This window comes from Lactobacillus sp. ESL0681 (assembly GCF_029392835.1).
Taxonomy (GTDB): Bacteria; Bacillota; Bacilli; order Lactobacillales; family Lactobacillaceae; genus Lactobacillus.
Map to the genome: position 1 here is coordinate 146,250 of NZ_CP113943.1, position 12,069 is coordinate 158,318.

14 protein-coding genes are annotated in these 12,069 nt (G+C 37.9%); 12 read left to right on the forward strand and 2 right to left on the reverse strand.

What is annotated here, in order from left to right; translation table 11 throughout:
• The first annotated feature begins 23 nt into the window (after positions 1 to 23).
• Both OZX59_RS00795 and OZX59_RS00800 read left to right on the forward strand, forming a co-directional pair.
• Positions 24 to 1,415 (forward strand): DHA2 family efflux MFS transporter permease subunit, encoded by a 1,392-nt coding sequence (locus OZX59_RS00795; RefSeq protein WP_277126249.1) that lies wholly within the window; start codon positions 24 to 26, stop codon positions 1,413 to 1,415.
• Positions 1,415 to 1,840 carry a MarR family winged helix-turn-helix transcriptional regulator gene (locus OZX59_RS00800; protein ID WP_277126250.1) on the forward strand — a complete coding sequence of 142 codons (426 nt, stop codon included), beginning with the start codon at positions 1,415 to 1,417 and terminating at the stop codon, positions 1,838 to 1,840. Before OZX59_RS00795 ends, OZX59_RS00800 begins: the two co-directional genes overlap by 1 nt.
• Positions 1,841 to 1,883: 43 nt before the next feature.
• Here OZX59_RS00800 and OZX59_RS00805 read toward each other — a convergent pair whose 3' ends face one another.
• Positions 1,884 to 2,462, reverse strand: a complete 579-nt coding sequence (locus tag OZX59_RS00805; RefSeq protein WP_277126251.1) for a TetR/AcrR family transcriptional regulator — start codon at positions 2,460 to 2,462, stop codon at positions 1,884 to 1,886.
• A gap of 145 nt (positions 2,463 to 2,607) precedes the next feature.
• Between OZX59_RS00805 and OZX59_RS00810 the strand changes: the two genes are divergently transcribed.
• The 4 genes from OZX59_RS00810 (at position 2,608) to abc-f (ending at position 6,699) form a co-directional block, all read left to right on the forward strand.
• Positions 2,608 to 3,834: an ArgE/DapE family deacylase gene (locus OZX59_RS00810; RefSeq protein ID WP_277126252.1), complete on the forward strand. Its 1,227-nt coding sequence runs from the start codon at positions 2,608 to 2,610 to the stop codon at positions 3,832 to 3,834.
• 137 nt (positions 3,835 to 3,971) lie between these two features.
• Positions 3,972 to 4,718, forward strand: coding sequence for a threonine/serine exporter family protein (locus OZX59_RS00815; protein ID WP_277126253.1), 747 nt, complete (start codon positions 3,972 to 3,974; stop codon positions 4,716 to 4,718).
• A gap of 15 nt (positions 4,719 to 4,733) precedes the next feature.
• The gene (locus OZX59_RS00820; RefSeq protein ID WP_277126254.1) at positions 4,734 to 5,180 is read left to right on the forward strand and encodes a threonine/serine exporter family protein; all 447 of its coding nucleotides are present in this window, start codon (positions 4,734 to 4,736) and stop codon (positions 5,178 to 5,180) included.
• Between the two features lie 142 nt (positions 5,181 to 5,322).
• Positions 5,323 to 6,699, forward strand: a complete 1,377-nt coding sequence (gene abc-f / locus OZX59_RS00825) for a ribosomal protection-like ABC-F family protein (protein WP_277126255.1) — start codon at positions 5,323 to 5,325, stop codon at positions 6,697 to 6,699.
• A gap of 32 nt (positions 6,700 to 6,731) precedes the next feature.
• On the opposite strand, the gene OZX59_RS00830 is transcribed toward abc-f, so the two are convergent.
• On the reverse strand, positions 6,732 to 7,505 hold the full coding sequence (locus OZX59_RS00830) for a biotin--[acetyl-CoA-carboxylase] ligase (protein ID WP_277126256.1): 774 nt from the start codon (positions 7,503 to 7,505) through the stop codon (positions 6,732 to 6,734).
• Between the two features lie 237 nt (positions 7,506 to 7,742).
• On the opposite strand from OZX59_RS00830, the gene OZX59_RS00835 reads away from it, so the two are divergent.
• Genes OZX59_RS00835 through fabG form a run of 6 tightly spaced genes read left to right on the forward strand, consistent with a single transcriptional unit; the run spans position 7,743 to position 12,063 of the window.
• A complete protein-coding gene (locus OZX59_RS00835; protein ID WP_277126257.1) occupies positions 7,743 to 8,225 on the forward strand; it encodes a MarR family transcriptional regulator in 483 nt (160 codons plus the stop codon).
• Positions 8,209 to 9,174 (forward strand): beta-ketoacyl-ACP synthase III, encoded by a 966-nt coding sequence (locus OZX59_RS00840; protein WP_277126258.1) that lies wholly within the window; start codon positions 8,209 to 8,211, stop codon positions 9,172 to 9,174. Before OZX59_RS00835 ends, OZX59_RS00840 begins: the two co-directional genes overlap by 17 nt.
• 22 nt (positions 9,175 to 9,196) lie before the next feature.
• A complete protein-coding gene (locus OZX59_RS00845) occupies positions 9,197 to 9,445 on the forward strand; it encodes an acyl carrier protein (protein WP_277126259.1) in 249 nt (82 codons plus the stop codon).
• 3 nt (positions 9,446 to 9,448) lie between these two features.
• On the forward strand, positions 9,449 to 10,402 hold the full coding sequence (locus OZX59_RS00850) for a nitronate monooxygenase (RefSeq protein WP_277126260.1): 954 nt from the start codon (positions 9,449 to 9,451) through the stop codon (positions 10,400 to 10,402).
• A 3-nt stretch (positions 10,403 to 10,405) separates the two neighbouring features.
• Positions 10,406 to 11,332: an ACP S-malonyltransferase gene (locus OZX59_RS00855; RefSeq protein ID WP_277126261.1), complete on the forward strand. Its 927-nt coding sequence runs from the start codon at positions 10,406 to 10,408 to the stop codon at positions 11,330 to 11,332.
• Positions 11,332 to 12,063, forward strand: coding sequence for a 3-oxoacyl-[acyl-carrier-protein] reductase (gene fabG, locus OZX59_RS00860; RefSeq protein WP_277126262.1), 732 nt, complete (start codon positions 11,332 to 11,334; stop codon positions 12,061 to 12,063). Before OZX59_RS00855 ends, fabG begins: the two co-directional genes overlap by 1 nt.
• Positions 12,064 to 12,069 lie beyond the last annotated feature (6 nt).

Here is a 12,069-nt window from a genome sequence, read left to right on the forward strand (position 1 = left end):
CTAACTAATAGGAGGAAAAATAGATGCAAAGAAAGTTAGATACAAAGTTAATCTGTTCTATTCTGGCAGCAGGATTAATGTCATTTTGTGGTGTATTAATTGAAACGGCGGGAAATGTGACTTTTCCAACGTTAATGCATGAATTTCAGGTTAATATGGCCACAGTTCAGTGGATGACAACGGGCTATTTACTGGTTGCCTCGATTGTTATGCCACTGTCAGTTTATTTGAAGAAGAATTTCAGTTCGCGTAAATTATTTATTGTGGCTGCAACTCTATTTATTTTAGGATTAATAATTGATGCAAGTGCCAATCATTTTGAATTATTAGTTCTTGGCCGAGTTGTACAGGGAATTGCTGCAGGCATCGCGATTCCACTGATGTTTAATCTAATTCTGGAAAGAACGCCATTTGAAAAAATTGGGTTAATTATGGGAATTGGCACGATGATTACAGCTGTTGCCCCAGCTTTAGGACCAAGTTTTGGCGGACTTATAGTTAATAAGTTAGGCTGGCGGTTTATTTTTATTTTAGTGATTCCGATCATGGTGATTTCTTTAATTCTTGGCTTAATCTTTATTACCAAAGATCCGTATGACCTAGAAAAGCCAAGTTTGGATTGGGTTGGTTTTCTGAGTATTGCAGTTACGTTTATTGGGGTTATCTTAGCGTTTAGCAATTTATCGACAATTCTGCGTAAACCGCTGAGCTTTTGGATACCATTAATTTTGGGAATAGTTGCACTGACTATTTTTATTAAGCATTCTCTTGTTGCAGACAAGCCCTTAATTAACTTGCAAGTGTTTAAGCAAAGCAAATTTACGTATGGCCTATGTGCGTATTTTCTATTTCAAATTAATACTTTAGGGCTATCATTTATTTTACCTAATTATGCGCAAATCGCTAATCAGCAGACAGCCTTGACAGCAGGTCTATTGATGTTGATAGGTGCTCTCTTAGGTGCAATTCTTTCACCAATAGCTGGACGTTTATTGGATAATTATGGCGCGCGTAAGCCAATTATGCTGGGAGGTATCTTAGAAATACTTGGCGGGTTACTTTTCTGCGGCTTTTCAGCAAATCTTTCAGCGGGCAAAATTATGTTATTTTATAGCATTGTCATGGTTGGTATCGGACTAGTGATGGGTAACACGATGACTAGTTCTTTGGGTGCCTTGACTGAAAAAGAGAATGCTGATGGCAATGGGCTATTTAATATGGCACAACAATTTGCTGGTGCAGTTGGCACCGCAATTGTCTCAGCGATTGTTCAAGCAGTAGAGCAGGCTAGTCACGCGCCAAATGCTGCCGCTAAGTTTATTAGTGGTGCTCAAAGTGGGCTAATCTTTTTAATTATTCTCGTTATTATTGGTGTATACTTACTTTATCGCGCTACTAATGAGGTAAAGAAATAATGCAAAGAAGACTAGGTCTGCTGTTACAAAGATTGCAAAATGTGTATAGTCGTAATCTTGATCACTATGCTAAAAGTATCGGCTTAACTGGTACCCAAATGCTAATAATTGAATATTTGGCTTCTTTTAGACAGAAAAAGCCACTTTACCAAAAAGATGTCGAACATGAATTTAATATTAGGAAGTCAACAGCAACTAATATTCTAAATTTAATGGTTCAAAAAGGGTTAATTGTTAGAATGACTAGTTCAGTGGATGCACGCCTAAAGGAGCTTGAACTCACACAAAAAGCAGAACAGCTTGACGAACAAGTTACTCAATATTTTATAGCTTCAGAACAAAAAACCGAGCAAATCTTGGGCAAACAGGCTAAACAGGAATTGATGGCAGATCTAGTTAAACTAGAACAAGCATTAAATAAGTAAGATAAAAGCAGCTACACCGAGTCGATGTAGCTGCTTTTATTATCTATTTTAAATGTTCTGCGAATTTTGCAATATTATTATCAAGATAATCCTGATCAGATATGTTTTGTGGTAATTTGCTGTAAGCGAATTTAAAGACAACTTGACCTAGATTCATTAATAACAGGTTACTGACTTCCAAATTAACATTAGTGTCAGCTGGAATTTCGTTAGCCTTTATCATTTCCTGAAATAGCTTACGATAGAGGTATTTTTCCATGATAATAATATTTTGACTGGCATTAAGTAATTCTGGATAATCTTGGTTTTCGTGGAGTGAAATAAAGAAAATGCTGCGATGCTTCTCTAAAAAGTGTTGTGAAAGATTAACGGCATTTTGGATATCCTTTTGTGGATCACCACTTAATTCAAAATTGACTTCATATTCATTAATTTCATTTTCACATTGATCAATTAGTGCATTTAAAATACTCTTTTTATCAGCAAAATGGCGAAAAATAGTACTTTCATTAATCCCAGCTTCAGTAGCGATCTTTTTAGTAGTTGTGCCCTTGTAACCGTAAACACTAGTTAATTTAGCGAAAGTATTAACAATTTTTTGATCCATATAATTGGAACGCATCTAATTCCCCTTAGTTTTATTTTCTATATTAGCATATTCAATGGGTCATTATACCAACTAATTAGCCGATTGGTAAAGAAACTAAATTGGCATTAGTCAAGATATGCTATATAATGCCTAGTAGACGAATATAGGAGGCATTTAGATGGAAAAAGAACAAAGAATGCAAATTTTGTCAGACTTGGTTGAACTTCATTCGGTTAATGGGGACGAGTTACCAGTTGCCAATTACCTCAAGAAGTTGTTAGATAATGCTGGAATCAAGAACGAGATTTTACCATTAAAGGGTGCAACTAATCGGGCAAATTTAGTAGCTGAAGTCGGTTCTGGTAAGCCAGTCTTGGTAATTTCTGGTCATATGGATACAGTCGATGTCAATGAAGATAAGTGGAACAGCGATCCATTCAAGATCAGTAAAAAGGGCGATCTACTTTATGGTCGCGGGACTACTGATATGAAGGCAGGTCTGGCTGCAATGGTGATTGCTTTAATTGAACTTAAAGAAAAGCAAGTCGAAATTCCTGGGACAATTCGTTTACTTGCAACTGCTGGCGAAGAAGTTGGTCAGCCGGGAGCAGAGCAATTGCAACAAGCAGGTTATCTTGACGACGCAGATGCCTTGTTAATTGGCGAACCATCTGGGTATAATCGGTCAGTTTATGCTAGCAAGGGAGAAATTAATATTAACTTGCTAGCTAAAGGTAAAACTGCGCATAGTTCAATGCCATTCATGGGAATTAATGCTGTAGAAAATATGCTAGAATTACTGAATCAAATTAAGCAGCGTATGCATGAGCTTAGTGAAGATAAGCATAATGAAGTTTTAGGTGATACAGTTTTTAATATTGATGTTATCCATGGCGGTAATCAGGTTAATGCCATTCCTGGGACTGCTAACGCAGAACTTAATATTCGTACAATTCCAGAATTAACCAATGAAACCATTATTGCTGAATTGCAAAGTGTGGTTGAGCATTATAATGCTGATCATCAAGGACAAATTGAAATGTCGGTTGGGATGGATATTGTGCCGATTGTTGGCGATCCAAATGCTAAATTAGTCCAAGTGGTTCATGCAGCAGCTAAATCTTATGTGCAACAACAAAAGCAATCGGCTGCAGAGCTCAAAGCAATGCAGCAAGAAGCGAGTTTATTAGGGCAAACATATGAGCCGGGAATGATCTTAAATGAAGGTGTCTCAGGTGGTACTGATGCATCAAAATTCTTGATTAATAACCAGACCGGTTTTGCCTATCTGGTTTATGGTCCAGGTAGCAATACACCACACCAAGATAACGAATATGTTTCTGAGCAAATGTATCTTGATTTTATTGAAATTTATAAGCAAATCTTTCAAAACTATGGTAAGTAAAGCTCGGGATTAAAATTGACGCTAGGCAAACTGCTTAACGTCTTTTTTTGACTAAAATAGTTTGCCAGTTTTAACTAATGAGGTGGAAGTTAAGTATAATTTTAGTTAGAATTTTCTTTATAAGGGTGGGAAGTGTCATGTTAAGAAAACAAGCAATTAATGTAGGTGTCTTGGCAGCTAAATTGCTGATTGAATCAGGTTCAGAAATTTGGCGGGTTGAGGATACTACTAAACGAATAATCAAGTGTGCTACAAACGAGAATCCGGAAGCATTTATCAGTTTAACCGGGGTTTTGGTTAGTTTGCCTCGCACCTCTTATAGTCGATTTGTTCAGGTTGAAAAACGTAGTATTAATATGGCGCGTATTAGCAAGGTTAATCAATTATCGAGGCATTATACTGCTGGCAAAATTAGTTTAGATCAATTAGAGCGAGAATTATTGGGAGTTCAAGCTTCTGGTCCACAATTTCCAATTTGGTTACAGACTTTAGCTGCTGGAATGGAAGGCGCATTGTTTATGTATATTTTTACACAAACCTATGATTGGCGCGATTTTCCTTTAGCTTTTATGACTTCAGCAATAGGCTATTGGGTAACGCTGTATCTATCAACTCACGTCCGAATTCGGTTTATTAGTGAATTTGTTGGTGCGCTATGCATTGGGGTATGTGCCGTAATTGGGGTAAGGTTGCACTTAGGTTTCAATGTACAAAATATTATTATTGGAGCGGTTATGCCGCCAGTTCCTGGTATTCCCATGATCACGGCTGTCCGTGATATTTTTGAAGGTAATTTATTATCGGGTCTTGAACGTTTAATGGAAAGTATTATTACACTTTGTGCCTTAGCATTTGGCATTGGGGTAGTTTTGCATTATGCATAATGAAAGGAATAGATAATGAGCTTTTATCATTTTATTATTCAGGCGCTATTCAGCTATTTGGGGACTATCATGTTTGGGATATTTATTAATTTACCTAAAGATGCGCTGAATGCGGCAGGATTAATTGCTGGTGTTGGTTGGTTAGTTTACTGGTTTATGGTTAACTTTGATTTTGGCGCAATTTTAGCCAATTTCGTCGCGGCCTTTGTGGTTGGGAGTTTAGGAATTTTGCTCGCTGCTAAAAAGAAAATGCCCAGTACAATGTTTGTGATTGGCTTGGTACCGCTGGTGCCTGGAGTAAGTGGGTATCAGGCAATCGCTGCCGTAATTGATCATTCGCCGATGGTTGCTTTACAAAAAACGATTCACGTTTGTATGGTGGCTGGGGCAATTGCTTTAGGTTATGTTTTTTCACAAGTAGTGTTAGAGTTAATTAAGAATAGGCGACACAGTCTAAGTTAAACTGTCTTTACTTTTAGGGTTAAATAGTTTATGATTAAACTAATTTAATTGTCATAAATATCGCAGGTAGATCCAATGAAGAATTTTAAGTAAAAATAACAACAATTTAATATTTTAACTTAATAAAAACGATGGGGTTACTATGCAAATAATTGATATCCAAAAAATAAGTCAGCAGGTCAATGCGCGGACGCTTTTTTCTGCTACCCACTTAATTGTCAATGAACATGATCGTGTTGGTATTGTTGGCAATAATGGAGCTGGCAAAACTACCTTGCTTAGACTAATTGCTCATGAGTTACCACTTGACCAAGGACAAATCATCGTTAAGCAAAGCGCGAATTATATTGCAGCGAGTGTAGATCCAAACTTAGCACTTAGTGGTGGACAGCAGCAATGGCAGCTTGAACGCAATCAAATCTTAGCAGCTAACAAGCTATTGCTGCTTGATGAGCCCACTAATAATCTTGACAGCCAGCATGTTGAACTACTAATTAACCTACTTAAACGTTATCGAGGAACGATTATTTTAGTTTCGCATGATCGATATTTACTCAATGCGATTTGTTCCAAAATATGGTCAATTGAACAACAAAAAATAACTGAATATGTTGGTAATTATGACTCCTTTGTTCAAATGCAGACTCGTCAGCGGCAAAATCAGGTCAAATTATGGGAAAATCAAACTAAGGAAAAGAAAAAGTTACAGGCAGCGCTCACTACTAAACAAAACCAAGCTAATAGGGCGGCTAAGGCACCTAAGGGTGTTGGCAAAAATGAGGCTAAGAATGTAAAAAATTATTATGCGAATAAACAAAAGAAGTTAGATCGCTCTGCTAAAGCACTTAAGCAACAAATAACTAAATTGCAAGCAGTCAAGCAACCGCGAAAAACTAAACAAATTAAGATTGATCATCAAGTTACTAATAATTTGAAGAATCAGGTATTAGTAAAATTTAATAAATATCGCGGTGATTTTTATGGCCAAATGCTTTGGCAACCATTTACGGCTAGCATTCGGGCAAGTGATAAGATTGCTCTAATAGGAGATAATGGCAGTGGTAAAACGACATTTATTACGCAAATGTTGCATAGCGATGCAGTTAGTCTCAGTTCAGCAGCTAAGATTGGTTATTTTAGTCAGCAGATTAAGAACTTGATTTGGTCTAGAACAGTTAAGCAAAATGTGATGACGACAGCAAATGTGGCTGAATCCGAAGCTTTAACTTTATTAGCCTCAATGGGAATTGAGCGGGAACTGTTTAATCAGCCAGTTGATGAGTTAAGCGATGGTCAGCAGACTAAGGTAGCGCTCGCTAAAGTTTTACTAAGCGAGATTAATTTTTTATTGTTAGATGAGCCAACTAACTATCTTGATTTGGCTTCAATTCAAGCTTTAGAGCAGTTTATGCAGCAGTTTTCTGGGGCAGTATTATTGATCTCTCATGATCAAGCATTAGTGCAAAATGTGGCTACTACTATTTGGCATATTGCAAATAATAAAATTATAATTAATTAAAAAATAACCAACCAAGTAATTTGGTTGGTTATTTAATTTGGTCTAACTTTAGTTACTTCACCGCTATTGAGAGTATAGTGGGTTGCTCCAATTTGTAAAATCAAATTAGCGTTTTGGTCAAGATCAATCGCGCGGCCGGTTAACTTTTTATGCCCTATTTGCACGGTTATATCATGGCCAAGCATAGTTAGTCGTTTTTTATAATCTGTCAAAAACTTACCTTCAGCAAAATTGGGTAATATTTGCACAATCTTTTGGATTAGATTATTAACAAATTGGCAAAATAGGGCATCAGTTGGTGGATTTACTAGTAAATTAGCAGCATTAGCTAACTCAAGGTCTGGAGTTGCTTGATGTAAATTACAACCAATTCCGATGACTGCTAACTGGGGTTTTACCTGTTCAACTAAAATACCGGCTATCTTTTTTTGCTTAAATAATAAATCGTTTACCCACTTAATCTCAGTATCTAAGTGAAATAGTTCTAAGATAGCTTCATGCAAGCACCAAGCAATCCCGGTCGTTAACAGACCTTGATTGTGTCTGGATAAGTTATCAATTGGACAGATTAGTGAGAGATAGACTCCTCCTGCGCTAGAAATAAACTTGCGATCCTTTTTACCATAACCGGCCGTTTGCTCATCGCTGCCTATTAACATGAAACCAGGGTCAGATATTCTATCAGCAATTTGTTTAGCAGAAGTATTGGTTGACGAAATTCGCTTGTACCAAGTCAGAGTAATTGGCAAGTTAGCCAGCAATTTTTGTAACTGTTGTTCTTTAACAAGATTGTGTTCATGTTTCATGATAATTACTTCTTATTTTAAATAGTTTGATATTCAAATCATTTCAGACGGACTATAACTTAATTAGCCTTGATATTAACACAAATCTGCATAAAATTCAGTAATAAAATTGACAATTTGTCCGTAATGCAATATCATACTCGAAATAAATACTTTGATATCCAAAGTATCATGTGATGATTAATTGAAATAGATTAATTACACAAAAAATGTCATAGAGATAGAGAGGAAGTTGCGATGGAAGCGGATCTGAAGAAGATTAATGATTTATTAACCACGGTTTACAACGATATCATGCACGTTGAAGAAAAAGAATTGCGGAAAAGTGAATTTAAAGATATTTCAATTAAAGAAGTTCACGCGATTGCTGCAATTACAATGTATGATCATAAGACCAGTTCGCAGCTTGCCAAAGATCTAATGATTACAGCTGGCTCGGTGACGACTACGATTAATAATTTAGTACGCAAAGGCTATGTGATCCGAATTTATGGTGAAGATGATCGCCGCATAGTGCGGTTAGGTTTAACTCACCGTGGCCGATTAGTCTATCGTGCCCAAGATTCATTTCATCGTTACATGGTTAAGAAATTTGTGGCTGGCTTTAACGATGAGCAGGTTGAAATAATTGAGCATGCGTTGTTAAATTTAAGAGCTTTTTTGGAATTTCCACCACATTTTGAAAGTAAGGAAAATAAAAAGAATGGGCCTAAAGATTAAACAAACGGCGCATTATGTACCTGCCAAGGTAGTCACTAATGATGATTTAACACAGTTAATGGATACGTCGGATGACTGGATTGTTAGCCGTACTGGAATTAAGCAGCGCCACATTGCTACAACTGAACAAACTTCCGATTTGGCTGCAAAAGTTGCTAAACTGCTGTTAACAAAAGCAAATTGTTCGGCAGATCAGCTTGATTTTATTATCGTGGCAACTATGTCGCCAGATTATCAGACGCCTGCAACTGCTGCGATTGTCCAAGGAAAAATTGGTGCAGAAAATGCATTTGCTTTTGATATTAATGCAGCTTGCTCAGGATTTATTTATGCTATGTCGGTTGCTGATAAATTGCTTACCCATTATCGACGAGGCTTAGTAATTGGCGCAGAAGTTTTGTCAAAATTAGTTGATTGGCAAGAACGCTCGACTGCAGTTTTGTTTGGTGATGGTGCTGGCGGAGTTTTAGTTGAAAATGACAGTGACAATTTTTTGGTGGCGGAAGATTTAGCTACTTTTGGTGATAGCGGAAGTCAATTAACGGCAGGTTATCAAGCGGTTAATTCGGCTTTTACTCAAGATAAAACTGCGATACATCAAAAATATTTTGAAATGGATGGTCGCGGCGTTTATCATTTTGCGACTCATGAAGTTCCAACCTCGATTGTGCGAGTTTTGACTAAAGCCAATTGGCAACCCGATGAGGTTAAGTGGTACTTATTGCACCAAGCAAATGGTCGTATTTTGACCTCGATTGCGCGGCATTTGCATCAAGATGAACAAAAATTTTTGCAAAATGTTGCCTGCTTTGGTAATACCTCAGCAGCCAGCATTCCCATTCTGCTAGATGAAGCAGTTAGTGATAAGCGAATTAAACGCGGCCAGAAACTGATTTTAAGTGGCTTTGGCGGCGGACTGACAGTTGGCAGTATCGCAATTATTTATTAGAGAATTTAAGGAGTTTTAAATAATGACAGATCAAGAAGTTTATAACAAAGTAAAAGAAATTATCGTTGACCAAACTGGTGAAGATGAAGCAGCAGTTACCTTAGAGGCAAATATTAAGGATGACTTAGATGCTGATAGCTTGGATATTTTTGAAGTAATTAACGAATTAGAAGATGAATTTGATATCAAGATTGAAAGTGAAGAGGGAATTGAAACTGTTCAAGATCTTGTCAATTTCGTTAAAAAGCAATTAGCTGCGAAAGAAGGCTAACTAATGAAATTAAGTCCATTAATGAAAAGTTTGGGACTTAAGTACCCAATTTTTCAAGGCGGAATGGCTTGGGTAGCTGATGGTAAATTAGCTGCTGCGGTATCAAATGCTGGCGGCCTAGGGATTATTGGTGCAGGCAATGCACCTGGATCTGTAGTTGCTGAGGAAATTGCTACTGCCAAAAAGTTAACTAATCACCCATTTGGGGTGAATGTCATGCTGCTATCACCTTACGTCAAAGAGGTCGTTGACGTGATTTTAGCTAATAAAGATGCGATTACGGTGGTAACTACTGGTGCAGGTAATCCCTCTGATTATGTCGCTGACTTTAAAGCTGCTGGCATTAAAGTAATTCCGGTTGTTGGTTCAGCTGGTCTAGCTAAAATGATGGAACGAGTTGGCGTTGACGGTGTAATTGCTGAGGGCATGGAATCTGGCGGTCATGTTGGTAAGCTCACTACGATGGCATTAGTTCCTCAAGTTGTCGATGCAGTTAATCTTCCAGTGATTGCTGCGGGTGGAATTGGTGATGGACGCGGTCTAGCAGCTAGTTTCATGTTAGGTGCAGAGGGTGTTCAAATGGGAACACGCTTTTTAGTAGCGACTGAATCGAAGGTTCATCCTAATTATAAAAAGGCAGTTTTGAAGGCTAAAGATGCTAGTACCCTAGTTACAGGTGAATTTGCTGGTCATCCTTCGCGGGTTTTGAAAAACAAAATGGCTAAAAAATATCTAAAAATAGAAAAAGCCGAGGCCTTAAAAGATGAACCTGATTATGCCGAATTAGAAGAAATGGGTAGTGGCAGCTTGCGTAAAGCAGTGCTAGATGGCGATCAGGAAAATGGTTCTTTTATGGCTGGTGAAATTTCGGGGTTAGTTAAGCGCGAACTACCTGCTGCTGAAATTTTAGCAGAAGTGGCAACTCAAGCCGATGAATTGTTGAATGGTAAGCATTAAATCATGATTGGTTTATTATTCAGTGGACAAGGATCCCAGCAAACAGGCATGACTCAGGACTTATATGATCAGGTGCCTAGATATCGGCAAGTAATTGATCAGGCAGCTGATATTTTAGGCTTTGATTTACCTGGTGTATTATTTGATCCAGCAAAAGCTGCAGCCTTAAATGAGACTAAGTATTGTCAGCCGGCGATTTTGGCCGTTAGTTATGGTTTGTACCAGTTGTTAGTAGATTATTTACCACCAGCCAAATTTGGTATTGGCTTGAGTTTGGGCGAATATAGCGCATTAGCAGCTAGTAATGAGTTAACTTTTGCTGATGCACTTAGATTGATTAAAAAACGTGGCGAGTTGATGCAGCAAGCGAGCGAGCAAACTCCCAGTAAGATGGTAGCAATCATAAAAGCTGATTTAGCTGATGTACAGTTAGCTTGTCAAGCAGCTGAAAATTCAGGCGCAATTGGTGTAGCTAATGTTAATACACCTCATCAGATAGTAATTGGTGGCGAAATTGCAGCAGTAGATGCGGCGACTAAGCAATTACAAGCTAGTGGTGCTAAAGTGCTTCCCTTGCAGGTTAGTGGGGCTTTTCATACTCCACTAATGCAGCCAGCACAAGCTGAATTAAAAAAAGAATTAGCGAAAGTTACTTGGACCAGAGGTGCTTTTCCAGTTTATAGTACGACAACTCAAGCAGAGTTTGTTCCTGAAATAATGGTTGACAATTTGACCAACCAATTGATTTCAACAACTTATTTTGCCAAGACATTAACTGAACATCTAGCTAAATTAGATGCTGTAATTGAGGTCGGACCTGGCAAGACGCTGATTTCCTTTGCCCGTAAAATTAAGCGGCAATTACCAACTTATCGAGTTGATAGCTATCATGCTTTGCAAGCAACAATTGCTTTTTTGGAGGCTAGTTAATGGATTTAAAAGATAAAGTTGTGCTCGTTACTGGTAGTTCAAGAGGGATTGGCTTAGAAGTTGCTCGTGCCTTTGCTAAAAAAGGTGCCAAAATTGTATTAAATGCTCGCAAGCCGATTGCTCAAGAGATTGTTACTGAATTTGCCGAGCAAACCGAAGTAATTGACTTAAGTGCTGATGTAACTGATGAGGTGCAAGTTAAGGCTCTGATTGAGCAAATTTTTACTAAATTTGGTCAATTAGATGTGGTTGTCAATAATGCTGGTATTGTCAGAGATGGGCTGCTTAATCGCATGTCAGAAACTGATTTTACAGAAGTGGTTAAGACAAATTTAGTTGGTACTTTCAATGTAATTAGGCAAGCATTAAGACCAATGTATAAGCAGCGATCAGGTTGCTTTATTAATATGGCTAGTGTAGTCGGTTTAACTGGCAATATTGGGCAAGCGAATTATGCTGCCAGCAAAGCTGGTGTGATTGGTCTGACTAAGTCTGTTGCAAAAGAGGCAGCTTTAAGGAACTTACGTTGTAATGCGATTGCTCCGGGGATGATTGCCACCCAAATGACTGAGCAATTAAGTGAAAAGCGGCAAGCAGAAATTGCTAAGCAAATTCCACTTAAGCGTTTTGGTAATATTGCAGAGGTAGCACAGACAGCAATTTTTTTGGCACAAAATGACTATATAACTGGTCAGGTCATTACAGTCGATGGCGGCTTGACCATGCAGTAAGGAGAA